The 23,152-nt window shown below is 70.9% G+C and carries 20 protein-coding genes; 15 read left to right on the top strand and 5 right to left on the bottom strand.

All coding sequences use genetic code 11. The features are described from left to right. Positions 1-142 precede the first annotated feature (142 nt). The 5 genes from HNR15_RS11020 to HNR15_RS11000 all read left to right on the top strand — a co-directional run bounded on the left by HNR15_RS11020 (position 143) and on the right by HNR15_RS11000 (position 5,695). Complete coding sequence (locus tag HNR15_RS11020) at positions 143-1,093, top strand: SPFH domain-containing protein (protein WP_179481723.1); 951 nt, start codon at positions 143-145, stop codon at positions 1,091-1,093. Between the two features lie 11 nt (positions 1,094-1,104). Beyond that, positions 1,105-1,380: a type II toxin-antitoxin system antitoxin gene (locus HNR15_RS11015; protein WP_179481721.1), complete on the top strand. Its 276-nt coding sequence runs from the start codon at positions 1,105-1,107 to the stop codon at positions 1,378-1,380. A gap of 239 nt (positions 1,381-1,619) precedes the next feature. Further along, a complete protein-coding gene (locus tag HNR15_RS11010; protein WP_179483725.1) occupies positions 1,620-4,166 on the top strand; it encodes an FtsK/SpoIIIE family DNA translocase in 2,547 nt (848 codons plus the stop codon). Continuing rightward, on the top strand, positions 4,163-4,858 hold the full coding sequence (locus HNR15_RS11005; RefSeq protein WP_179481719.1) for an ion channel: 696 nt from the start codon (positions 4,163-4,165) through the stop codon (positions 4,856-4,858). The genes HNR15_RS11010 and HNR15_RS11005 overlap by 4 nt, the downstream gene beginning before the upstream one ends. 15 nt (positions 4,859-4,873) lie before the next feature. Further along, positions 4,874-5,695, top strand: coding sequence for a hypothetical protein (locus HNR15_RS11000; RefSeq protein WP_179481717.1), 822 nt, complete (start codon positions 4,874-4,876; stop codon positions 5,693-5,695). Positions 5,696-5,735: 40 nt separating this feature from the next. Here the strand turns inward: HNR15_RS11000 and HNR15_RS10995 are convergent, their stop codons facing one another. Next, the gene (locus HNR15_RS10995) at positions 5,736-6,911 is read right to left on the bottom strand and encodes a dipeptidase (protein ID WP_179481715.1); all 1,176 of its coding nucleotides are present in this window, start codon (positions 6,909-6,911) and stop codon (positions 5,736-5,738) included. A gap of 68 nt (positions 6,912-6,979) precedes the next feature. Between HNR15_RS10995 and rimO the strand changes: the two genes are divergently transcribed. The 4 genes from rimO to HNR15_RS10975 all read left to right on the top strand — a co-directional run bounded on the left by rimO (position 6,980) and on the right by HNR15_RS10975 (position 10,084). After that, positions 6,980-8,503 carry a 30S ribosomal protein S12 methylthiotransferase RimO gene (rimO, locus tag HNR15_RS10990; RefSeq protein ID WP_179481713.1) on the top strand — a complete coding sequence of 508 codons (1,524 nt, stop codon included), beginning with the start codon at positions 6,980-6,982 and terminating at the stop codon, positions 8,501-8,503. Positions 8,504-8,520: 17 nt separating this feature from the next. Beyond that, positions 8,521-9,120 (top strand): CDP-diacylglycerol--glycerol-3-phosphate 3-phosphatidyltransferase, encoded by a 600-nt coding sequence (gene pgsA, locus HNR15_RS10985; protein WP_343048513.1) that lies wholly within the window; start codon positions 8,521-8,523, stop codon positions 9,118-9,120. A gap of 6 nt (positions 9,121-9,126) precedes the next feature. Next, positions 9,127-9,615: a CinA family protein gene (locus HNR15_RS10980; protein ID WP_179481709.1), complete on the top strand. Its 489-nt coding sequence runs from the start codon at positions 9,127-9,129 to the stop codon at positions 9,613-9,615. 169 nt (positions 9,616-9,784) lie between these two features. After that, positions 9,785-10,084 (top strand): helix-turn-helix domain-containing protein, encoded by a 300-nt coding sequence (locus HNR15_RS10975; protein WP_179481707.1) that lies wholly within the window; start codon positions 9,785-9,787, stop codon positions 10,082-10,084. 121 nt (positions 10,085-10,205) lie between these two features. Here the strand turns inward: HNR15_RS10975 and HNR15_RS10970 are convergent, their stop codons facing one another. From HNR15_RS10970 to HNR15_RS10955, 4 genes are all read right to left on the bottom strand, one after another. After that, positions 10,206-11,045 carry an Fpg/Nei family DNA glycosylase gene (locus HNR15_RS10970; protein ID WP_179481704.1) on the bottom strand — a complete coding sequence of 280 codons (840 nt, stop codon included), beginning with the start codon at positions 11,043-11,045 and terminating at the stop codon, positions 10,206-10,208. 167 nt (positions 11,046-11,212) lie between these two features. Then, complete coding sequence (locus HNR15_RS10965) at positions 11,213-15,868, bottom strand: ATP-dependent helicase (RefSeq protein WP_179481702.1); 4,656 nt, start codon at positions 15,866-15,868, stop codon at positions 11,213-11,215. A gap of 67 nt (positions 15,869-15,935) precedes the next feature. Then, a complete protein-coding gene (locus tag HNR15_RS10960) occupies positions 15,936-16,949 on the bottom strand; it encodes an agmatine deiminase family protein (protein ID WP_179483724.1) in 1,014 nt (337 codons plus the stop codon). A 26-nt stretch (positions 16,950-16,975) separates the two neighbouring features. Further along, entirely contained in the window at positions 16,976-17,938 is a 963-nt protein-coding gene (locus HNR15_RS10955; protein ID WP_179481700.1) for a nitrilase-related carbon-nitrogen hydrolase, read from the bottom strand. Between the two features lie 95 nt (positions 17,939-18,033). On the opposite strand from HNR15_RS10955, the gene HNR15_RS10950 reads away from it, so the two are divergent. The 6 genes from HNR15_RS10950 to HNR15_RS10925 all read left to right on the top strand — a co-directional run bounded on the left by HNR15_RS10950 (position 18,034) and on the right by HNR15_RS10925 (position 23,146). Next, entirely contained in the window at positions 18,034-18,267 is a 234-nt protein-coding gene (locus HNR15_RS10950; RefSeq protein ID WP_179481698.1) for a DUF3046 domain-containing protein, read from the top strand. Between the two features lie 11 nt (positions 18,268-18,278). Further along, complete coding sequence (locus HNR15_RS10945; RefSeq protein WP_179483723.1) at positions 18,279-19,073, top strand: transglutaminase-like domain-containing protein; 795 nt, start codon at positions 18,279-18,281, stop codon at positions 19,071-19,073. A gap of 410 nt (positions 19,074-19,483) precedes the next feature. Beyond that, on the top strand, positions 19,484-20,563 hold the full coding sequence (gene recA / locus HNR15_RS10940; RefSeq protein ID WP_179481696.1) for a recombinase RecA: 1,080 nt from the start codon (positions 19,484-19,486) through the stop codon (positions 20,561-20,563). A 1-nt stretch (position 20,564) separates the two neighbouring features. Continuing rightward, on the top strand, positions 20,565-21,095 hold the full coding sequence (locus HNR15_RS10935) for a regulatory protein RecX (protein WP_246305920.1): 531 nt from the start codon (positions 20,565-20,567) through the stop codon (positions 21,093-21,095). A 23-nt stretch (positions 21,096-21,118) separates the two neighbouring features. Continuing rightward, positions 21,119-21,742 carry a LysE family translocator gene (locus HNR15_RS10930; protein WP_179481694.1) on the top strand — a complete coding sequence of 208 codons (624 nt, stop codon included), beginning with the start codon at positions 21,119-21,121 and terminating at the stop codon, positions 21,740-21,742. A gap of 24 nt (positions 21,743-21,766) precedes the next feature. Further along, positions 21,767-23,146 carry an FAD-binding oxidoreductase gene (locus tag HNR15_RS10925; RefSeq protein WP_343048512.1) on the top strand — a complete coding sequence of 460 codons (1,380 nt, stop codon included), beginning with the start codon at positions 21,767-21,769 and terminating at the stop codon, positions 23,144-23,146. The last annotated feature ends 6 nt before the right edge of the window (positions 23,147-23,152 follow it).

Here is a 23,152-nt window from a genome sequence, read left to right as displayed (position 1 = left end):
TCCGGTCGTCATGTCGCGATCCGCATCGTGGACCGGTCGCACCGCGGAGGATGTGCTGCGGTCCTCTCATCTGCGCGAAGGGCTTCCGCCCGCCTGGTTTAAGTGCTATTAAAGTGATATCAGTTAAATCGAGGAGGACGTGATGTCACAGCAACTGCGGCCCGAGGATCCCGCGTCGGACAGTGCCGATCCGACCGTGCAACCGCCGTCGACGCGACCGGTGGGCCACGAGGGGCGGCGGGTCGATGTCGCCGAGCGACGTGCCTGGTCGGTCAACGGCTTCCTCGCGCTGGCGGTCGCGCTCGTCCTGGCGGCGGTGGCCGTCTGGAGCTTTGTCGCGGGGCTGCCGGCGGTCGGCGTGGTCCTGGCGGTGCTGACCGCGCTGGTCGCGACCCCGCTGGTCGTGATCCAGCCGGGTCAGACCAGGGTGGTGCAGTTCTTCGGCCGCTACATCGGGACGGCGCGGCACGCGGGCCTGACCTGGGTGCTGCCCCTCACCACCCGCCGCAACATCTCCGTGCGGGTGCGCAACTTCGAGACCAACGCCCTCAAGGTCAACGACGCGGACGGCAACCCGGTCGAGATCGCCGCCATCGTCGTGTGGCAGGTGGCCGACACGGCCAAGGCCACGTTCTCGGTCGAGTCGTACGGCGACTTCGTCCGGGTGCAGTCCGAGTCGGCCCTGCGGCACGTCGCGACGACGCATCCGTACGACAACCCCAGCGGCACGGGCACATCGCTGCGCGGCTCCACCGACGAGGTGTCCGAGCAGCTCGCCCACGAGGTCGCGGCGCGTATCGCGGTCGCCGGGTGCGAGGTGCGCGAGGTCCGGATCAGCCACCTCGCCTATGCCCAGGAGATCGCCCAGGCGATGCTGCAGCGGCAGCAGGCCGCCGCGATCATCGCCGCCCGTGAACGCATCGTCGAGGGTGCGGTGAGCATCGTGGAGATGGCCATCACCCGGTTGGAGGGCGAGAACATCGTCGACCTCGACGAGGAGCGCAAGGCGGCGATGGTGTCCAACCTGCTGGTCGTCCTGTGCGGTGACCAGCGCGCCACACCGGTGGTCAACGCCGGCAGCCTCTACCACTGACGGATCGGTCGATGAGCGACTCCGATCCGCCGAGCGAAGGCGCCACCGCCGATTCCGGCGACCCCGGCGACCCCGGCGCGCAGCGTCCGCCCGCGCGCCGGTCGTTGCTGCTGCGTCTGGATCCGGCGGTCCACGAGGCGTTGACCAGGCTCGCCCAGGATGAGCTGCGCAGCGTCAACGCCGAGGTGGAGATGCTGATCCGGGAGGCGTTGCGCAAGCGCGGCCGGCTGCCCAAGGCGGCCCGGCCCCTGCCTCGGCGCGGCCGTCCGCGCAGCGACGGGGGCTGAGGATTCCGGGCGGTTCTCCGCGTGGGGCGCCTGTGACAGGTGTGACTGACGGCTAGCCTGTGCCCGTGCCTACCCGTCAAGCCCCGAGCAGCACCACGTCGCGCCAGCGCGCGTCCGGTGGCAAGCGTCCGGCGTCCCGGCGCCCTCCGGCACCACGCAAGACGCCCGCCGCCCGCCCGACCAAGGGCGCCAAGGACGGCGGTCTCCCGCTGCCGCTGCGCGCTGTCCGCGGCACCTGGATGGGCGTGGCCCACGTCGCCGGGGGAGCGGCCCGCAGGGTCGGGCACACCACCCACGACGTCGAGCCGGAGCTGCGCCGCGACGGCATCGGATTCGCCCTGATCGCCATCGCCATCGTGGTCGCCGCGCGTGAATGGTGGGGACTGCAGGGCGCTGCCGGCGACGTCGTCCACGCCGTCGTGGCCGGCACCTTCGGCCTCGTCGGCCTCGCACTTCCGCTGGTACTCCTGCTGCTCGGTGTGCACATGCTGCGCTCGCCACGCGGCCACCAGGGCACCAACCGGGTCATCACCGGACTCGGGATCCTCGCCGTCTCGGCCTGCGGCCTGGCGAGCGTCGCGCACGGCACGCCCTCCCCGACCTACCGCGGGGGAGTGAGCGGAGCCGGCGGCATGATCGGTTTCCTGGCCTCCAGTCCGCTCGTCGCCGCGGTGCACACCTGGGGGACCGTGCCGATCCTGCTGCTCGTGGGGTTCTTCGCCGTCCTGGTCCTCACCGGTACGCCGGTGCAGCAGATCCCGGAGCGGCTGGGCCATCTGCAGGACCGGTTGTTCGGCGAGCGCGCGACCGATGAGGACGACGGCCCGGTCGACGCCGTCGAGCACGACCTGCACGGCGACGAGATCGACGGACCGGGCCGCAAGCGCCGGTCGAGTCGCAGCGCGCGGCGTGCCGCCGAGGAGGACGCCCGCCGCGACGGTGACGAACCGTTCGAGCAGGCCGCCATCGTGGCGCGTACGACCAAGAACGGCCGCCGCCTGCGCCCGGGTCAGAAGGTCCCGGAGGGTGACGAGGTGGTCGGCGAGGAACTGCTCGACGCACCGGCCACTGCTGCGCCCACGACCGCGCCGACGCCGGACGCGGTCGCACTGCCCGGCACGAGGACGCCGGCTCCGATGCGGGTGAAGGAGGAGCTGCAGGCGCCGCCCACCCGGCCGCTGCCGCAGCGCGTCGAACAGCTCGCGCTGGCCGGCGACGTCACCTACACCCTTCCGAACAGCGACCTGCTCGCACCGGGGACGCCGCACAAGACCCGCTCGGCCGCCAACGACCGGGTCGTGGAGTCGCTGACCCAGGTCTTCGAGCAGTTCGACATCAACGCCCAGGTCAGCGGGTTCAGCCGCGGCCCGACCGTCACGCGATATGAGGTCGAGCTGGGCCACGGCACCAAGGTGGAGCGGGTCACCGCGCTGTCGAAGAACATCGCCTACGCCGTGGCGTCGGCCGACGTGCGCATCCTGTCCCCGATCCCGGGCAAGTCCGCGATCGGCATCGAGATCCCGAACGCCGACCGCGAGAAGGTCAGCCTCGGCGACGTCCTACGCAGCCAGGCGGCGCGCTCCAACGAGCACCCGATGGTGATGGGTGTCGGTAAGGACGTCGAGGGCGGCTACGTCATCGCCAACCTCGCCAAGATGCCGCACCTGCTGGTCGCCGGTGCGACCGGCGCCGGCAAGTCCAGCTTCGTGAACTCGATGATCACCTCGATCCTGATGCGGTCCACCCCCGACGAGGTCCGGATGGTCCTGGTTGACCCCAAGCGGGTGGAACTGACCGGGTACGAAGGCATTCCGCACCTGATCACCCCGATCATCACCAACCCCAAGAAGGCCGCCGAGGCGCTGCAGTGGGTCGTGCGCGAGATGGACACGCGCTACGACGACCTGGCCGCCTTCGGGTACAAGCACATCGACGACTTCAACAAGGCCGTCCGTGCCGGCAAGGTGACCCCGCCGCCGGGGTCCGAGCGCGTCATCCACCCCTACCCGTACCTGCTGGTGATCGTGGACGAGTTGGCCGACCTGATGATGGTCGCGCCGCGCGACGTCGAGGAGTCGATCGTCCGCATCACCCAGCTGGCGCGCGCCGCCGGCATCCACCTGGTGCTGGCGACCCAGCGCCCGTCGGTCGACGTGGTCACCGGTCTGATCAAGGCCAACGTGCCCTCCCGGATGGCGTTCGCGACCTCGTCGCTGGCCGACTCCCGCGTTGTCCTCGACCAGCCCGGTGCCGAGAAGCTGATCGGCCAGGGTGACGCGCTCTTCCTGCCGATGGGCGCGTCCAAGACGATGCGCGTGCAGGGCGCCTGGGTCACCGAGACAGAGATCACCGAGGTCGTCCAGCACGTCAAGGGCCAGCTCAAACCGCACTACCGCGACGACGTCACGGTGGTGGCGGCGAAGAAGGAGGTCGACGAGGACATCGGCGACGACCTCGACCTGCTGCTGCAGGCGACCGAGCTGGTCGTCACGACCCAGTTCGGATCGACCTCGATGCTGCAGCGCAAGCTGCGGGTCGGCTTCGCCAAGGCCGGCCGGCTGATGGACCTGATGGAGTCGCGCGGGATCGTCGGCCCGTCGGAGGGTTCCAAGGCGCGCGACGTCCTGGTCAAGGGCGACGACCTGCCGGCCACCCTGTCCCTGCTGCGCGGCGACGATGTCGGGGCGCCGTTCGACGGTGTTGCGCAGACACCGCTCGGCGTGGCCGACGATGACGACGACCCCGGCGAGGACGCCTGGTCACTGACGGAGAACGGCCGGACATGACCGTCGCGGCCCCGCGGCGGCGTACCGGCCTGCGGGGCATCCTCGGCACCTACCCCAACGCCGTGCTGCTGATCATCCAGCTCGGCGGCCTGCTGATCTATCCGTTCACCGGCGACAGCACGCCCGGCCGCACGGCGTACTCCGTGGTGCAGCTGCTCGTGCTGGTCACCGCGGTGGCTGCCGTGCGGATGACACCGGCCCTCACCTGGATCTCGGCCACGATCGGAGTGCCGGCGCTGATCTTCAGCGTGCTGGACGTGCCGCTGCACGACGCGTACTGGGTCACGGTGGGGCTCGACGTGACGCACGCGATCTTCTACCTCTACACGGCGTACGCGCTGATCCGTTACATGTTCGGCGACAACGAGGTCGGCGCCGACGAGATCTACGCGACCGGCGCGTGCTTCACCGTGGTGGCGTGGGCGTTCGCCTATCTCTACGGGCTGGTGCAGACCGTGTGGTCCGGCCAGTTCACGACCGGCACGATGCACCACGGGCCGCTGACCTGGATCGAGCTGGTCTTCCTGTCCTTCACCACGATGACCGGGACGGGGCTCTCCGACATCTACCCCGTCGGCGACCACGCCCGGTCCGCGGCGATGTTGGAGCAACTTGCCGGAGTCAACTATCTAGGCCTGGTGGTCGCTCGACTGCTAGGGATGACCTTGACGAGGTTTCGCAAGGAACCGTGAGCGAAGGGTGCGCGCATGAGTGACGACCGACCCCGGGGTGACGGACCCGATCCGACCAATCCCTACGGACAGCCCGGCCGTGGGCAGGCTGGCGAGCCAGGTGTCGAGCCCGGCCGCGAGGCCCGTCCTTACGACGATGCGAGTGGCGAGCGCGGGCCCTACGGCGCTGCGGGAGATCCGCAGCGCGAGACCCCCCGGCAGGATCCGCAGTGGCAGTCCGCGACCCAGCGACGCGAGCACCCGGAAGGCGGCGCCCCCGGTAGTGCGGCGCCCTGGGCGCAGCCCGGCCAGAATCAGGGCGGCATACCGGTCGTGCGTCACCGAGCGGGCGCCGGATCGGCGTTCCTCGTCGCGCTCATCGCCACCCTGATCGGGCTGGCCGTCTCGCTGGTCGCCAGCTACGTCGCCGACCACCGGCACTCGATGTCGATCTATCCCCGGACCAACCTGCTGATCGGGGGCCTGGCGCCCTGGCCGTCCTCGGGCCTGCGGGCCGCGTCGGACATCAACCTGAACGCCGGGACGGGGCACTTCGTCCTGGCGTTCGCGGTCGCCGGTGTGGTCCTGCTCCTGATGCTGTGGGCGGCACTCGCGTCGACCCCCGGGCGCCGCGGATTCCTGACCGTCCTGCTCGCCGGATGGGGAGCGACCATGGTGGCCGGGGCGGTGGCGCTCGGGGTCGAGTACCTCGCCATCTCCCACCACGGGCCGTTGGGCCGGCTGTTCACCCTGGCGGTGAGCAGTGGCGCCGACTGGGGCATCCGGGTCGGGTGGGTCGTCGGTGTGATCGCCGCCCTCGGGCACGTGCTGCGTCGTCCCGACCGTCTCGAGGTCTGAGGGGCAGTGAAGAGCGCTGCGCGGCCCGGAGGCGCGCCGATCAGCCGTCGAGGTCGGCGTACGTCGCGAGGCTGGGTCCACGTGTGGTCTGCAGCTCACGAGCCACGTCCTCGGCATCACCGAGCACCCGCAGCACGTTGGCGCCCGCGACCTTGGCGAGGTCCGCGTCGGACCACCCGCGATCGCGGAGGGCACCGAACAACCGCGGGTAGCAGCTGACGTCCTGCAGCCCCTCGGGCAGCTCCCGCACCCCGTCGTAGTCGCCGCCGACGCCGATGTGGTCGACGCCGACGACCTCGCGAAGGTGCTCGAAGTGCGCGAGGACGTGCTCGATGGTGGCCTTCGGCTTCGGGTGCGCGACGGAATGCCGGGCCCCGAACGCCTCGAAGGCCTCGTGATCGTTGGGGTCGATGCCCTCGGTACGCGCCGCCTCGCGGGCGCCCGCGCGCCAGTCGGCGCACTCCTGCGAGACGAAGTCCGGCACGAAGGTCGCCATGATGACGCCGTTCTCGTCCCGCAGAATCTCCAGCACGTCGTCGGGCGCGTTGCGGGGGCTGTCGCACACGGCGCGGGCGCTGGAGTGGGAGAAGATCACCGGCGCCACCGACTCGGCCAGCGCATCGCGCATGGTGTCGGCGCTCACGTGGGACAGGTCGACCAGCATGCCGATCCGGTTCATCTCCCGCACCACCTCGACGCCGAACGGGCTGAGGCCCTTGAGCACGGGGGTGTCGGTGGCCGAGTCGGCCCACGGCACGTTCTCGTTGTGCGTCAGCGTCATGTAGCGCACCCCGAGCACATGCAGCATGCGCAGCGCGCCGAGCGAGCAGCCGATGCTGTGACCGCCCTCCGCGCCGAGGAAGGACGCGATCCGGCCGGAGGCGAAGACGCGCCGCGCCTCGTCGGCGGTGCGCGCGAGACCCAGCCGGTCGGCGTACCGGCCGATCATCTGGTGGACGCCGTCGATCTGTTCGAGGGTCGCCGTCACCGCGGCATCACCGGCGAGCGTCGCCGGCACCCAGACCGACCAGAACTGCCCGCCGACCAGGCCCGCGGCCAACCGCGGCAGATCGGTGTGGGTGCGTCCGACGGTGCCGGCGGCCAGGTCGAGCCGGTCGAAGTCATAGCCCGTCAGGTCGCGCGCGGCCCACGGCAGGTCGTTGTGACCGTCGATGAGGGGATGCTCGTGCAGGAGGTCGGTGAGGTCACGGGACATCGGACCATCCCATCACCCCGCGGGCCGCCCGGCGGGAAGGGGCCGCGATGCCAACTACCCTGGGGGTCATGTCCTCCCCTTCGCGCAGCGTTGCGCTCGTCACACTCGGGTGCGCGCGCAACGAGGTGGATTCGGAGGAGTTGGCCGGCCGACTGGCCGCAGGAGGCTGGTCCCTGGTCGACGACGCCGCCGATGCCGACGTCGCCGTCGTCAACACCTGCGGGTTCGTCGAGCAGGCCAAGAAGGACTCGATCGACGCGCTCCTGGAGGCCAACGACCTCAAACAGCACGGGCGTACGAAGGCCGTCGTAGCCGTCGGATGCCTGGCCCAGCGCTACGGCAAGAAGCTGGCCGAGGAGTTGCCCGAGGCCGACGCCGTGCTCGGATTCGACTCCTACGAGGACATGTCGGCGTCGCTGACCGCGATCCTCGACGGTGAGCGGCCGGAGTCGCACACGCCGGGAGATCGCCGCAAGCTGCTGCCGCTGTCGCCCGTCGCGCGGCAGGGGCAGGGAGTGGCTCAGCCTGGACATGGCAGCCATGGCAGCAACGGGAGCGATGGCAGTCACACCGCTGACGCCCCGCTGAGCGCGGGCGAGATCGCCGGGCCCCCGCAGGACGTCACCATCGAGTCGCCGGCCGGATCCCCGCGCATCATCCGCGCCCGGTTGGACGGACGGCCGTGGGCGCCGTTGAAGATCGCCAGCGGGTGTGACCGGCGGTGCGCGTTCTGCGCGATCCCGATGTTCCGTGGCGCCTTCGTCTCGCGCCGCCCTTCCGACGTCCTCGACGAGGCGCGCTGGCTCGGGCAGCACGACGCGCGCGAGATCTTCCTGGTCAGCGAGAACTCCACGTCCTACGGCAAGGACCTCGGCGACCTGCGGCTGCTCGACACGATGCTGCCGGAGTTGGTTGCCGTGGAGGGGATCTCGCGGGTGCGGGTGTCCTATCTGCAGCCGGCCGAGATCCGCCCCGACCTGCTCGACGTGATGACCTCCACCCCGGGCGTGGCGCCGTACTTCGACATCTCCTTCCAGCACGCGAGCGGTCCGCTGCTGCGCACGATGCGCCGGTTCGGCGACCGCGAGTCGTTCCTGGGACTGCTGGAGCAGGTGCGCGCGCGGTCGCCGTACGCCGGCATCCGCTCCAACGTCATCGTCGGTTTCCCCGGCGAGACGGAGGACGACGTCGCCGAGCTGGAGGAGTTCCTGCTGAACGCCCGGCTCGACGTGGTCGGTGTGTTCGGCTACTCCGACGAGGACGGCACCGAGGCCGAGTCGTACGCCGCGAAGCTGCCCGCCGACGAGATCGACGCGCGGGTGGAGCACATCCGGACCCTGGCGACCGAGCTCAACGAGCAGCGCGCCGCCGAGCGCATCGGCGAAGAGGTCGAGGTGCTCGTGGAGTCCTCGGAGTTGGACGAGGACTCCGGTGAGTGGGAGGTCCGCGGGCGCGCCGGCCAGCAGGGACCCGACGTCGACGGCGAGACGATCCTGACCTACGGCGACCGGGCCCGCCCGGCCGTCGGCGACATCGTGACGGCCCGCGTCGAGGACACCCTCGGGATCGACTGGATCGCGAGCCCGCTGTGAGCGGAGAGCACCGCCTGGTGCCCCCGCCCCTCGTGCCGGACCCGGCGACCGCCCCGAGCACCGGGGTGAGCAACTGGAACATCGCCAACGCCCTGACCGTCCTGCGCATCCTGCTGGTGCCGTTCTTCGGGTGGCTGCTGCTCACCCACGGGGGTCATGACACGGCGTACCGCTGGGGCGCGCTGGGGGTGTTCTTCGTCGCGTCCGTGACCGACCGCATCGACGGGGACCTCGCCCGATCGCGGGGTCTGGTGACCGACTTCGGCAAGATCGTGGACCCGATCGCCGACAAGGCGCTGATGGGGATGGCGCTCGTCGGGCTCTCACTGATCCACGAGGTCCCGTGGTGGATCACCGTGCTCATCCTCATTCGCGAGTTCGGGGTGACGGTGCTGCGGCTGTGGGTCCTGCGGCACGGCGTGCTCCCCGCGAGCCGCGGCGGCAAGGCCAAGACCGCCCTGCAGGCGCTCGGGATCGGGTTGTTCGTGATGCCGCTCGGCGGGATCGTGCACGTCGCGGCGTGGTGCGTGCTGCTCGTCGCGCTGGTCATCACGGTCGTGACCGGCGTCGACTACGTCTTCCGAGCGCTGCGGCTGCGGGCCCGGCCGGTGCGCTGAAGCTCGATGTCCGTTCTCGATCCGGCCGACGTGGTCGCTGCCCTGCGCTCCGCGGGCGCCACGGTCGGGGTGGCCGAGTCGCTCACCGGTGGCCTCGTGGTGGCCCGGCTGGTGCAGGTCCCCGGGGCCAGCGCCGTCGTGCGCGGGGGCGTGGTGGCCTACGCCACCGATCTCAAGCACAGCGTGCTGGGCGTGGACGCCGACCTGCTCGCCGCCGGTGGTGCGGTGCAGGCCGAGGTCGCCGAGCAGATGGCGACCGGGGTACGCCGGGTGCTGGGGTCGACCTACGGCCTCGGGACGACGGGGGTGGCCGGCCCGACCGAGCAGGACGGGCAGCCCGTCGGGCGCGCGTTCGTGGCGGTGGCTGGTCCGGAAGGGGTGCAGGTGCGGCAGCTGGACCTGGCGGGCAACCGTGAGTCCGTGCGCGAGGCGTGCACGGTGGCGGTGCTGCGACTGCTGGCCTCCGGCCTTGCACCGACGGGCCGGCTGGATTAATCGACTCGACGAGCGCGTTCATATCGGTGGAAGCTCGCACATTGCCTGCAGGTGGTGCCCCACACTCCTGTCGGCATCAATGAGTAGTGTGGGTGCACTGGATGAGGGCATCCGCCCACGATCCCCGGGCCGCACCGGCCGACGACATGAGGACACTGGGAGGCGTTTCATGATCTTGTTACGACGCGAACTCGGTGACGTCCTTCGCGACCAGCGCCAGGACCAGGGCCGCACGTTGCGCGAGGTATCTGCTGCCGCCAAGGTGTCGCTGGGCTACCTCAGCGAGATCGAGCGCGGCGAGAAGGAAGCCTCCTCGGAGTTGCTGTCCTCCGTCTGCTCCGCCCTCGGCATCCCGCTCTCGACGGCGCTTTCCCAGGTGTCCCAACGCGTCGCTGCCGCCGAGGCCGTGAGCGCGCCGGTGCCGCTTCCTGTGCACACCGCGCGCACGCCGGTCGTCTCCGCAGCCTGACCGCCTCCCACGCACGGTGGGAGTGCCGGCGCGCTCTATGGGGCGCGCTACGCCCCACAACGACTTCAGCTGAACGCGCTGTACGGCGCGCGTCCGTTCCACATCTGCTCGGCGGTGGTCCTCAACGACCGATGGGGCGCTGCCGCTTCCCGTCGTCGGTCGGTCCGAGCCCGCCCTGGCAGTGCGGGCAGTAGAACATCGTGCGGTCCTGGGGGGCCTTGCCGATCATCGCGACGCGGATGAGCGTGCCGCACCGCTCGCACGGCAGTCCGCTGCGGCCGTGCACGTAGTTGTCGTCGAGCAGGCCCGTGCGCTGGGTGAGCGAGCGTGACGGGTCGTGTGCCGACTGCGCCAGCTGTTTCTGGGCGACGTCGATCAGCGCGCGGACCTCGTCCGGACCCAGATCGCCCACGGCGGTCCATGGGTTCAGTCGCCGGGCGAAGAGCGCCTCGGCCGCGAAGAAGGTACCGATGCCGGCGAGGTTGCGCTGGTCGAGCAGTGCTTCGCCGATGGTCAGATCGGGAGCTCGCAGCAGCCGGCGTACCGCCTCCTCCGGGTCCCAGTCCGCGCCGAGGATGTCCGGACCGAGGTGGCCGACCAGCCGGTGCTCGTCCCCGGTCGCGATGAGGTCGAGCATGCCGAGGCGCCAGCCAATCGCCGCCCACTCCTGCGTCGCGAGCAGAGCGCGGATGTCGGCGGCTCTGGCGAAACGCGGCGTCACCTGCGGTGTCGGGCGCACCCGCCACGAGCCCTCCATCCGCAGATGGGAATGGATCGTCAGGCCCGAGTCGAGGCGGTGCAGCAGGTGCTTGCCGCGGCTGTGCACGCCGGTGGTGACCATGCCGTGCAACGGGCGGTCGGGGATGCCGGGCCAGCGCAACTCGGCTCCGACGAGCGGTTGGTCGCGCAGCGCGGCGTTGAGTCGGTCGGCCGCCTTCCAGACCACGTCGCCTTCGGGCACGTCGCCACCGTAACCGTCGGGTCCCACAGGGTCCGGGCGCGGTTGTCAGCGGATCTGTGGTGCCGGCGTCACTTTCCCGCTAACAACCGCAAGGACGGTGCGGTGGTGGTCAGCGGATCTGTGGTGTCGGCGCCACTTTTCCGCTGACAACCGGGCACTCGACCAGGTCAGCGGCGCAGGCGCAGGCCGCGCGGGGTGGTGTGGAACCCGGCCTTCTGCAGAGCGTCGGTGAGTGGCGACTGTGCACCGAGGACCGCGTCGCCGTCGGCGGTGTGCACGGTGAGCTGCCCCAGTGCCCCCTCGCGTACGGCGAGCACGAGGGCGTCTGCCGCGGCCTCCAACTCCGACTCCTCGGTGGACCAGCTGAGCAGCGACTTGCCGCCCCGCTCGATGTAGAGCGCGAGCACGCCGTCGACCAGGACGACGAGGGCACCGGCCTTGCGGCCGGGCTTGTGGCCCCCTTCGGCCTCCGGCCAGGGCAACGCGGCACCGTACGGGTTGGCGGGATCCGCAGCGGCGAGTACGACGGCGCGAGCTGCCTCGGTGGGTGCGGGAGCATCCCACGGGTTGCGGTGGCTCGTAATGGGTTTCGCACCCGCGCGCAGCCGGTCGATCGCGCCGGAGGTGGCGAACTGAGCGGCGCCGAGTCCCTCCACGAAGTAACCGCGACGTACTCGGCCGGTCTCCTCTGCCGACGCCAGCACCTTGTAGATGACCGAGAACCCACCGGGAACCCCCTCGGCCGCCACCGAACCGCGGGTCACCACTCCGTAGCGGTCGAGCAGCACCTCGGTGGTCGCCAGCGCCCGGAGCGTGGCATCGCTGTCCGCGGCCGGTAGCGCCGACCAGCGACCGGCAGACGTGGGTGGCCCGCCGCGAGTGGGCATGGCCGGCCTGGCGGCGCCCATCGCGCGCAGGCCGGATCCGGGACGGGCATATCGAGTACGCCGTGGACCGGAGGTCTTCGCCTTGTGGGCGGTGCGGCCGCCGGCGAGGAGCGCGCGCAGCGGCGCCAGGGTGTCGCCGGTGACCCGCCCCGCCCAGACCAGATCCCACAGCGCACCGACGAGCTCGGTGTCGTTGGTGGAGTGGGCGGCGTCGGACAGCATGCGGAAGAAGTACGCGCCGCCGGCACCGAGGGCGTCCATCAACGCGGTGTGCGTCTCGGTGAACTCCAGGGTGTCGTCGGCCGGCGCGAGCGTCAGGTGCGCGGTCTCGGTCAGGTGCAGCGAGACCCACCCGTCGTCCCCAGGTAGAGCGGCATGGCCCTGCCAGAGCACCTCGCCACTGGTCGTCAGCTCGTCCAGCAGCCCGGGGGTGTATCCGACGACCCGCGCGGGGAGCACCAGGGTCTCCAGCGCGCTGGCCGGCACGCGGGCACCGGCCAACTGCTCCACGGCCCGCAGCAGTCCGTCGGCCCCGCGGGCTCGGCCCTGCACGCCCTGCCACGAGGGCATGAACCTGGCGAGTTCGACCGCCGGCACCGGCTCGACCTCGGCACGCAGCGACGCCAATGAACGGCGCTTGAGGATGCGCAGCACCTCGCGGTCGCAGAACTCCAGGGCGGCGCCCTCGCCGGACTGCATGCCAGGGCGGAACTCACCCTCCACCAGGCGACCGGCGCCGACCAGGCGCCGCAGGCCGTCGTGGACGACGGCCCGCCCGAGGCCGAACGATTCGGCGGCCTCCATGACGGTGAACGGGATGTGGGTGCGTGCGTAGCGGGAGAGCAGCTCACCGAGCGGGTCGTCGACCGGCTCCAGGAACGCCCCCGGCACGCCCGGCGGCAGGGCGACCCCGAGCGCGTCGCGCAACCGTGAGGAGTCCTCGATCGCGGCGTACCGCACGGTCCCGCCCCAGGACGGTTCGATGAGCCGCCGGGTGCCGATCAGGTCGGTGAGCCAGCCGCGGACGGCGTCCTGCCCGCTGTCGCTGCGCTCGGTGATCTCCTCCAGCGTCAGGGGGCCGAGCACGCGCACCAGGTCGGCGACCTCCTCGGCGTTGCGGGCACGGCGACCCTCTGCGAGCCGCTGCAGCTCCAGGCCCGTATCGGTCACGACCTGGGGGTCGAGCAGGTCGCGCAGCGAGGCGCCCTCACTCGTGCCGAGCAGATCGGACAGCAACGACGGGTCGAGCGCGAGCGCTGCGGCGCGGCGTTCAGCCAGCGGCGAGTCGCCCTCGTAGAGGAACTGGGCGACGTAGCCGAAGAGCAGGCTGGCCGCGAACGGCGACGGGCGCTGCGTGTCGACCTGCACCATCCGGATGCGACGGGCGCCGATGTCACGCATCAGCTGGGTGAGCCCCGGCACGTCGAAGACGTCCTGGATGCACTCCCGGACCGCTTCGAGGACGATGGGGAACGACGGGTAGCGGCTGGCGACCTCGAGCAGCTGGGACGCGCGCTGCCGCTGCTGCCACAAGGCCTGCCGTTTGCCCGGCTGTCGTCGCGGCAACAACAGCGCGCGAGCCGCACACTCACGGAAACGCGCTGCGAACAGGGCAGATCCACCGATCTGCTCGGTGACCAACTGGTGCACCTCGTCGGGATCGAGGGCCACGATCTCCATCAGCGCGCTGCCCAGCGACTGCTCGCCCTCGTCGAGATCCAGGTCGAGCAGCCGCAGCACGATGCCGTCGTCGCCGTGCATGGCCTGCACCTCGAGACCGAAGCGCTCCCGCATCCGGGCGGCGATGGCGAGCGCCCAGGGCGCGTGCACCCCGGCGCCGTACGGCGAATGGATGACGATCCGCCAGTCGCCGAGCTCGTCGCGGAAGCGTTCGACGACGATCTGCCGGTCGTGGGAGAGCTGGCCGGTCGCCTCCTGCTGCTCGCGCAGATAGGCGATCAGGTTGTCGGCGGCCCATTGATCCAGGCCGGCGGCCTTGACGCGCTCGTGCGCCTTGTCGTCGGGCAACGCGCCGACCTCGCGGACGAACGCGCCCACGGCGGCGCCCAGCTCGGCCGGCCGACCGAGCGAGTCGCCCTTCCAGAAGGGAAGTTTGCCGGGCTGACCCGGAGCCGGGGTCACCAGCACCCGGTCGTGGGTGATGTCCTCGATCCGCCACGTGCTGGTGCCGAGGGTGAACAGGTCGCCGACACGCGACTCGTAGACCATCTCCTCGTCGAGCTCGCCCACGCGGCGCCCGGGGCCGTCGCCGGAGGCGAGGAACACGGCGTACAGCCCGCGGTCGGGGATCGTGCCCCCGCTGGTCACCGCCAGGCGTTGCGCGCCCGGGCGGCCCGACAGGCTGCCGCCGACCCGGTCCCAGACGATCCGCGGCCGCAGCTCGGCGAACTCCTCGCTCGGGTAACGGCCCGAGAGCATGTCGAGCACCGACTCCAGGACCGTACGGGCGAGGGTGCCGAACGAGGCCGACCGCTGCATCAGCGCGAAGAGCTCGTCGACGTCCCAGTCGTCCATGGCGCACATCGCCACGATCTGCTGGGCGAGGACGTCGATGGGGTTGGCCGGCACCCGCAGGGCCTCGATCCCGCCGTCGCGCATCCGCTCCACGACGACGGCGGTCTGGACGAGGTCACCACGGAACTTGGGGAAGACCACGCCATGGCTGACGGCGCCGACCTGGTGACCGGCGCGGCCGACGCGCTGCAGCCCGCTGGCCACGCTCGGTGGCGACTCGACCTGGATGACCAGGTCGACCGCGCCCATGTCGATGCCCAACTCGAGAGAGCTGGTCGCGACGACCGCCGGCAGCGTGCCGGTCTTGAGGGCGTCCTCGATCTCGCCTCGCTGCTCCTTGCTGACGGACCCGTGGTGAGCGCGAGCGAGAACAGCCGGCGCACCCCGGGCGCTGCCCGCCTGCGCCATCACCTCCGCAGGTGGCCGCGAATCGCCCTCAGCGACAGCCTCGTCCGCCTCGGCCGTGCGCTCCTGCCAGATCTCGTTGAGCCGGGTCGTGAGCCGTTCGGCGAGACGACGGGAGTTGGCGAAGACCAGGGTCGAGCGGTGCTGCGCGATCAGGTCGACGATGCGTTCCTCGACGTGCGGCCAGATCGAGCTGCGTTCCCGCGGTCCGGCCGCCGCGCCGGTGAGATCGTCGGTGGGTTGACCGAGCTCGGACAGGTCGGGCACCGGCACGACGACGTCGAGGTCCCACTCCTTGGTCGATGGCGGCTGGACGCAGGTGACCGGGCGGCCGCCAGCAAGGAACCGCGCGACTTCGTCGACCGGTCGCACGGTCGCTGACAGTCCGACCCGCTGAGCGGGCTTGTCGAGCAGCGCGTCGAGGCGCTCCAGCGACACGGCGAGGTGGGCGCCCCGCTTGGTGCCGGCCAGTGCGTGGACCTCGTCGAGGATCACCGTCTCGATGCCGGTCAGGCTCTCCCGGGCGGCCGAGGTGAGCAGCAGGAAGAGCGACTCGGGGGTCGTGATGAGTACGTCGCTGGGGCTGCGCGTGAACGCGCGCCGCTCCTGCGCCGGGGTGTCGCCGGACCGGACGGCGACGGTCACGTCGGGCGGCTCGGCGCCGAGCCGGGTCGCCGCGTGACGCAGCCCCACCAGGGGAGCACGAAGGTTGCGCTCGACGTCGACCGCGAGCGCCTTCATCGGGGAGATGTAGAGGACCCGGCAGCGTTTCTGCGGATCCTCCGGTGTCGTCTCCGTGGTCATCCGGTCCAAGGCCCACAGGAACGCCGACAACGTCTTGCCGGAGCCCGTCGGCGCGACGACCAGGGTGTGCGAACCGCTGGAGATCGCGTCCCACGCCCCGACCTGCGCGGACGTGGGCTCGCTGAAGGTGCCCGTGAACCATGCCCGGGTGATGGGGGAGAAGCGATCGAGAACGTCGACGCCGGTGCTCATGTTGCTGCCAGCCTGCCATCAGCCACCGACAACCACCTCGCGGGTCAGCGGGGTACGTCCCGCGAGATCAGGGAAGGGCGGGCTGCTGTTGCGTGATGCAGTGGATGCCGCCGCCGCGAGCGAAGATCTCGCGGGCGTCGACCCCGACCACCTCACGGCTGGGATAGACCTGCCGCAGCACGTCCAGCGCACGGTCGTCGTGGGCGTCGTCGAAGGTGCAGGCGACGACCCCGCCGTTGACGACCAGGTGGTTGACGTAGCTGTAGTCGACCGGCCCGTCGTCATCGAAGAGCGTTGCTGGTGCTGGTATCTCGACGATCTCCAGCGTGCGTCCGCCCGCTTCCACGACGCCGCGCAGGCTGTCGATCAGCGACCGGCTGACCGCGTGGTCGGGGTGGTCCGGGTCCTCCTGGGAGTGCACGAGCACCACGCCGGGGGACGGGAACGTCGCCACGATGTCGACATGGCCCCGGGTGCCGAACTCGTCGTAGTCGCGGGTGAGCCCGCGGGGCAGCCAGACGAAGGTGTCCACCCCGAGACTGCGCGCGAACTCGGCCTCGATGGACGCCTTCGTGGCGCCCGGGTTGCGCCCGGGGTCGAGCTGCACCGTCTCGGTCAGCAGCACGGTCCCCTCACCGTCGACGTGGAAACCTCCACCCTCGTTGACGATCGGCGACGTGACGACCTCGGCACCGGCGAGCCCTGCGACATACCTGCCGATCTGCGCGTCGTACTCCCAGCTGGCCCAGGACTGCGCACCCCACCCGTTGAAGACCCAGTCGACCGCGCCGAGGCGCGAGCCGTCGGCCGACAGCACGAACGACGGGCCCATGTCGCGCATCCAGGCGTCGTCGAGATCGGTCTGGTGCAACTCGACCGCGGGGTCGAGCAGGCCGCGCGCGAGGTCGGCGTCCGCCGGCGCGACCACCATCGAGACCGGCTCGAAGCGGGCGACGGCGTTGGCGACTGATGCCCAGGTACGCCGCGCCGCCTCGGCCTCCGCAGGCGTGTCACCGAGCGTGTAGCCCTTCGTCGGGAACGCCATCCAGGTGCGCGCGTGCGGCGCCCACTCCGGCGGCATCCGCCAGTCGCCGGCCATCGGCGCCGTCACTGGTCGACCGTGCGCCGGTGCTCCGGACGGATCGGCGCGGAGAGCGACGCGTAGGTGTCTGGACGACGGGTGGCGAGGAACGGGAAGAGGTCGAGCCAGTCGCGTCGCTGGGCGATGTCGAGGTCGGCCACCAGCACGCACTGTTCGTCGCGGGGTGCCTGCACCAGGACGCGGCCGTACGGATCGGCCACGAACGACGTGCCGTAGAACGTGATGAGTCCCTCGCTGCCGCAGCGGTTGGGAGCGATCACGAAGAGCCCGTTGGCGATGGCGTGCGCGACGATCGTGTGCTGCCACAGCGGCTGGGTGTCGAACTCCGGGTGGTCCGGCTCCGAGCCGATGGCCGTGGGGTAGACGAGGACGTCGGCACCGGCGAGCGCGTACGACCGCGCGACCTCGGGGAACCACTCGTCCCAGCACGTCGGCATACCCAGCTTGATCGCCGGATCCTCCACGATCGCAACGGGATAGGCGTCATCCGCCGGACCCGGGCGGAAGTACTTGTCCTCGTAGTAGCCGGCGGTCACAGGGATGTGCGTCTTGCGGGTGCGCTGCACCAGGTCGCCGTCGGGCGAGACCAGGATCGCGGTGTTGAGGCCGCGGCCGTCCTCGGCGTCGGCGCGTTCGTAGAGAGAGGCGTGCACGTAGACGCCGTGCTCGCGCGCGGCGTCGCGGGCGAAGCGCATCGTCGGGCCGTCTGAGAGATCCTCGGCCGTCTCGGATGCCACGCCCGAAGGGAGGGTGTCGGCCGGATAGCGCGACAGGGTCAGCTCGGGCAGGAAGACGAATCGGGCGCCGGCATCCGCGGCCTGACCGATGCCTTCGTGCAGCGTCTGCGTCAGGCGCGCGGCGTCGGGATCCCACGCGTGCTGCACCAGTCCGACGCGCACGGGAGCGTCCTGTGGAGCGTGCACCCGTGCGGGGGAGTCGGGGACGGCGGGAGCGGTGATGAGGCGCATGGCTGAAGTATCGCGCGTGGCTCGGGTGGGCCGCGCCGAGTGGGCTGCTTTGCGCAGCGTCGTTCGGGCACGCCGACGGCTGTCAGACTGGCGGCGTGCGATTGAGCGAGTTCTGGCGGCTGATGGACGACGAGTTCGGCTCGGGATACAGCCGGGTGCTCGCGCGGTCGCACGCGATCCACGCGCTGCAGGATCGCAGCGCGGACGAGGCCCTGGAGGACGGCGTGGGCCCGCGCGAGGTGTGGCGCGCGCTCTGCGTGGACCTCGAGGTGCCCCCTGAGCGGTGGCTGGGCCGCGATCTGCCGGGCACCGAGACGAAGGAGCCGTAGGCGTGAAGCGGATGGTGAACGCCGCCCTGGACTTCCGGGTCGACGGGCCGGCCAGGATCGTGCTCGCGGTCGCTGCGGCGCGGTGCAAGGGCCTGCAGATCGACGAGTCGATGCGGATCACGCGTGATGGTGACGATGTCGACGTCCAAGAGGTGGAGGACACCCACGACGGGGTGCTGCACCTCTTCGAGGCGACGCCCGGCGCGTACCAGATGCGTTACGAGGCAACGGTTTCCGGTTACGAGGAGGACGGTGACGAGGGCACCGGCGCGCAGCTGGGCAACCAGGTGCCGAGCCGGTACGCCGAGTCCGACCGGCTCTTCGGAGTGGCTGCGGAACTCTTCGGCGATCTCGACGGAGTCGAGCTGGTGCTCGCCGTGCGGCAGTGGGTGCAGCGGCGCACGGCGTACGTCGCGGGCTCCTCGCGGCCGACCGACGGCGCACTCGACACCTTCCTGCTCGGCAACGGCGTGTGCCGCGACTTTGCGCACCTGGCCATCGCGATCCTGCGCGCCCGTGGCGTGCCGGCGCGGCTGATCGCGGTCTACGCAGCCGGTCTGGATCCGATGGACTTCCACGCGGTCGTCGAGGTCTACGTCGAGGGGGCGTGGCACACGGTGGATGCCACCGGCCTCGCACCGCGGCAGTCGCTGCTGCGGGTGGCGACCGGACGTGATGCCGCGGACACCTCTTTCATGACCAGTTTCGGCGGACTGGTGACGCTCGACGCCATCAGCGTGGGCGCGGTCATCGACGGACAGCTGCCGCAGGACAATCACACGGGCCTGGTCAGGCTGAGTCGCTGACGAAGCGCGCAGCGAGGTGCGCCCGCAGCGGAGTGTCAGGAAGCGGCTCGAAAGGTTGAGTCGGTTGGGGATCCGTCGCACGTTTCGTGTGTGGTGGGGGTTTTGCGTCGGTGGCCAGGGCTGCAGCACTGGCCGCGGACGCAGAACGCACACGTGGTGGGTCCGGCCGGTTGAGTCGGCGCCGGGGGAGTGCCGACGTACGGCGTGTCGCTTCGTACGCGTGTTCGGTCACTGGTCTACGCTTTCCACAGGTGCCCTCCCGGGGAGCTGCTTGTCCACACGTGCCGGACCGAGCCCGGTGGCTGTCGGTGGGGGTGCCTAGCGTCTGACCAGATCTCACGTCATCGCACGTTGACGCAGGGAGAAGGTCGACGGCAGGCGCGACCACCTCGAGCAGAAAGAAGCACCCGATGAGTCCAGCACCGGCCGGCCCCAAGCCCGGCGAGAAGGTCAAGGCCCTCGATGCCGTCATGGCGCAGATCGAGAAGGCGCACGGCAAGGGATCGGTGATGCGGCTCGGCGACGACGTGCGCCCGCCGATCGACGTCATCCCGACGGGTGCGATCGCGCTCGATGTGGCCCTCGGGATCGGCGGCCTGCCACGCGGTCGCGTGGTGGAGATCTACGGCCCGGAGAGCAGCGGTAAGACCACCGTCGCGCTGCACGCCGTGGCCAGCGCGCAGCGGGGAGGCGGCATCGCGGCGTTCATCGACGCCGAGCACGCGCTCGACCCGGAGTACGCCAAGAAGCTGGGCGTCGACATCGACTCGTTGCTGGTCAGCCAGCCCGACACCGGTGAGCAGGCGCTGGAGATCGCCGACATGCTGATCCGCTCCGGTTCGATCGACATCATCGTGATCGACTCCGTCGCGGCGCTCGTGCCGCGTGCGGAGATCGAGGGGGAGATGGGCGACAGCCACGTCGGCCTGCAGGCCCGGTTGATGTCCCAGGCGCTGCGCAAGATCACCGGCGCGCTCAACAACACCGGCACCACCGCGATCTTCATCAACCAGCTGCGCGAGAAGATCGGGGTGATGTTCGGCTCGCCGGAGACCACCACCGGTGGCAAGGCGCTGAAGTTCTACGCGTCGGTGCGCCTTGACGTGCGCCGCATCGAGACGCTGAAGGACGGCACCGACCCGGTCGGCAACCGCACCCGCGTCAAGGTCGTCAAGAACAAGGTCGCGCCGCCGTTCAAGCAGGCGGAGTTCGACATCCTCTACGGGCAGGGCATCTCCCGCGAAGGCGGCCTGATCGACATGGGCGTCGAGCAGGGCTTCGTGCGCAAGTCCGGTGCCTGGTACACCTACGAGGGCGACCAGCTCGGTCAGGGCAAGGAGAACGTCCGCACCTTCTTGAAGGACAACCCCGACCTGGGGGATGAGATCGAGAAGAAGATCAAGGAGAAGCTGGGCATCGGCCCGCAGGTCGACAAGCCCGCCGACGTGGTCGCGTCGGCGACACCCGCCGAGGTGCCGGTCGACTTCTGAGATGACGACGCGGGGAAAGACCTCGCCGGCGCCCGAGACCGATCCGGAGCCGAACCCGCACGACATCGCGCGGGCCATCGTGTTGCGTCAGCTCACGATGGCCCCGCGCAGTCGTCGGCAGCTGGAGGACAAGCTGCGCGCCAAGGGGTGTGACGACGAGGTGGCGCGGGTCGTCCTCGACCGGATGCAGGAGGTCGGTCTGGTCGACGACGAGGCGTACGCCGGCATGGTCGTGCGCTCCCAGCAGGCCGGGCGCGGGCTGGCCCGCCGGGCGTTGGCGCAGGAGCTGCGGCGCAAGGGTGTCGACGACGAGACCGCCCAGGAGGCGCTGGAGCAGATCGATGACGAGAGCGAGCGGGACCGGGCGCAGGCGCTGGTCACCAAGAAGCTGCGCTCCATGCACGGACTCGATGCCGCCGTGCAGACCCGCCGCCTCGCGGGGATGCTGGCGCGCAAGGGGTACCCGTCGGCCCTCTCCTGGTCGGTCATCCGGGCGGCCGTCTCGGACGCCCCGGAGCACCAGCGCGACTGAGGCGGATGCGCGAGAATCGTTCGATGTCGTCGACGCTTCCCCTCCTCGTGGCCTGGTTCGTCGCCGTGGCGATCCCCGGGCCGGACTTCGTCGCGGTGTTGCGCACCTCGGCCGCCCACGGCCGTCGGGCGGGTCTGTCGGTGGCCGTCGGCGTCGTCGGCGGGATGGCCTGCTGGGCCACGTGCGCGCTCGTGGGGCTGAGCGCCGTCATCGCCCGCTACGAGCACCTCTACCTGGTGATCCGCACGGTCGGTGCCGTGCTCCTCTTCCTCTACGGCGCGCGGGTGCTCATCGGCGCCTTCCGGGGTCACCGTCCCGAAACCGGACACGGCGTGCTGGCCCCTGACCAGGGCGGGAGCCATTCCTTCTGGCGGCTCGGCCTCTTCACCAACCTGGCGAATCCCAAGGCGGTCGTCTTCTTCGGCGCGCTCTTCGCCTCGCTGCTGCCGCACGGGCTGAGCGTCGGTGGCCGGGTCGGCGTGCTCGGCGCGATCCTGGCCATCGGGCTCGCCTGGTACGTCGTCGTCGCGTCCGCTGCGTCGTCCGCCCCGGTGGTGGCTGCCTATCGACGAGCGGGCCGAGCCATCGATGTGGTCGCGGGATCGGTCTTCGCGATCACCGGCATCGCGCTCGTCCCGCGCAACTGACCGACGCGGCGTAACGTCGCACGGGTGACTGTCACAGCCGATGCTCTGAGCTCACTGCACGACGTCCTCGACGCCTCCGCCGTCGTCAGCGACCCGGATCTCATGGCGAGCTACCTGCACGACGAGGCCGAGTGGGCGCCCTACGGCACGCCACTGGCGGTCGTACGCGCCCGCTCCACCGCCGAGGTGCAGGCGCTCGTCCACTGGGCGATCGAGCACGACACTCCGGTGGTGCCACGCGGCGCCGGGACCGGCCTGTCGGGAGGCGCGAACTCGCTCGCGGGTTGCGTGGTCGTTTCGCTGGACCGGATGAACGCCGTCCGCGAGATCGACCCGCTCGAGCGGCTCGCGGTCGTGGAGCCGGGCGTCATCAACGACGACCTTCGCAAGGCGGTCGCCGAGCACGGCCTCTGGTATCCGCCGGATCCGGCCAGTTCGCCGTGGTCGACGATCGGCGGCAACGTCGCGACCAACGCAGGGGGTATGTGCTGTGTGAAGTACGGCGTCACCCGCGACTACATCCGCGCGCTGGAGGTGGTCACCGGCACCGGAGAGGTCGTCCGCCTCGGTCGGCGGACCGCGAAGGGCGTGACGGGGCTGGACCTGATGGGTCTGTACGTCGGGTCGGAGGGCACGCTCGGCATCGTCACCGAGGTCACGGTGCGCCTCCTGCCGTTGCCGGACCCGGGCCACACCGTCATCGGCTACTTCGACGATCTGGCCGGCGCCGGTCAGGCCGTCCGCGACGTCGCGGCGCAAGGGCTGACGCCCGCCGCGCTCGAGCTCGTCGACCGGGTGTCGCTGCAGGCCGTGGACGACTATGCGCATCTGGGGATCGGCGGCGAGGCGAACGTCGTGCTCATCGGCCGGTTCGACGATGCCGGCGAGGCGGGAGCCGCCGGCGCCGCAGCGATGCAGAAGGCGTTCAGCGGAGCGGGGGCGACCTTCACCGCGGAGGCGGCCGACTCGGAGGAGGCGGACGCGATGATGGCCGCGCGGCGGTTGGCCTACCCCGCCCTCGAGCGGCTCGGCGACGTGTTGACCGAGGACGTGTGCGTGCCCAAGGCGGCCGTCCCACAGATGCTCGAACAGATCGCCGCGATCGCCGCCCGCTACGACACCACCATCGCCAACATCGCGCACGCCGGCGACGGCAACCTGCATCCGCTGATGATCACCGAACGCGGCGACGAGGCAGCGAAGGCGCGCGCCCAGGACGCGTTCACCGCGATCATCGACGCGGCGCTGGCCGCGGGCGGCACCGTCACCGGGGAGCACGGGGTGGGTCTGTGGAAGCGAGCAGGGATGGAGCGCGAGCTCGGGCCGCAGGTCGTGGCCATGCAGCGCGCCGTCAAAGCTGCGCTCGACCCGCACGGCATCCTCAACCCGGGCAAGGCGATCTGAGCGACC

The sequence above is a fragment of the Allobranchiibius huperziae genome, from assembly GCF_013410455.1.
GTDB classification, from domain to species: Bacteria; Actinomycetota; Actinomycetes; order Actinomycetales; family Dermatophilaceae; genus Allobranchiibius; species Allobranchiibius huperziae.
This window is presented reverse-complemented; position numbering and strand designations above follow the sequence as displayed.

Excerpts from the sequence above, each read along its gene's own strand:
- HNR15_RS10975 (WP_179481707.1), top strand. The coding sequence starts at position 9,785 with ATGATCTTGTTACGACGCGAACTCGGTGACGTCCTTCGCGACCAGCGC.
- HNR15_RS11020 (WP_179481723.1), top strand. The coding sequence starts at position 143 with ATGTCACAGCAACTGCGGCCCGAGGATCCCGCGTCGGACAGTGCCGAT.
- rimO (WP_179481713.1), top strand. The coding sequence starts at position 6,980 with ATGTCCTCCCCTTCGCGCAGCGTTGCGCTCGTCACACTCGGGTGCGCG.
- recA (WP_179481696.1), top strand. The coding sequence starts at position 19,484 with ATGAGTCCAGCACCGGCCGGCCCCAAGCCCGGCGAGAAGGTCAAGGCC.
- HNR15_RS11010 (WP_179483725.1), top strand. The coding sequence starts at position 1,620 with ATGGGCGTGGCCCACGTCGCCGGGGGAGCGGCCCGCAGGGTCGGGCAC.
- HNR15_RS10955 (WP_179481700.1), bottom strand. The coding sequence starts at position 17,938 with ATGCGCCTCATCACCGCTCCCGCCGTCCCCGACTCCCCCGCACGGGTG.
- HNR15_RS10960 (WP_179483724.1), bottom strand. The coding sequence starts at position 16,949 with ATGCCGCCGGAGTGGGCGCCGCACGCGCGCACCTGGATGGCGTTCCCG.
- HNR15_RS10930 (WP_179481694.1), top strand. The coding sequence starts at position 21,119 with ATGTCGTCGACGCTTCCCCTCCTCGTGGCCTGGTTCGTCGCCGTGGCG.
- HNR15_RS10980 (WP_179481709.1), top strand. The coding sequence starts at position 9,127 with ATGTCCGTTCTCGATCCGGCCGACGTGGTCGCTGCCCTGCGCTCCGCG.
- HNR15_RS10945 (WP_179483723.1), top strand. The coding sequence starts at position 18,279 with ATGGTGAACGCCGCCCTGGACTTCCGGGTCGACGGGCCGGCCAGGATC.
- HNR15_RS11005 (WP_179481719.1), top strand. The coding sequence starts at position 4,163 with ATGACCGTCGCGGCCCCGCGGCGGCGTACCGGCCTGCGGGGCATCCTC.
- HNR15_RS11015 (WP_179481721.1), top strand. The coding sequence starts at position 1,105 with ATGAGCGACTCCGATCCGCCGAGCGAAGGCGCCACCGCCGATTCCGGC.
- HNR15_RS10995 (WP_179481715.1), bottom strand. The coding sequence starts at position 6,911 with ATGTCCCGTGACCTCACCGACCTCCTGCACGAGCATCCCCTCATCGAC.
- HNR15_RS11000 (WP_179481717.1), top strand. The coding sequence starts at position 4,874 with ATGAGTGACGACCGACCCCGGGGTGACGGACCCGATCCGACCAATCCC.
- HNR15_RS10965 (WP_179481702.1), bottom strand. The coding sequence starts at position 15,868 with ATGAGCACCGGCGTCGACGTTCTCGATCGCTTCTCCCCCATCACCCGG.
- HNR15_RS10935 (WP_246305920.1), top strand. The coding sequence starts at position 20,565 with ATGACGACGCGGGGAAAGACCTCGCCGGCGCCCGAGACCGATCCGGAG.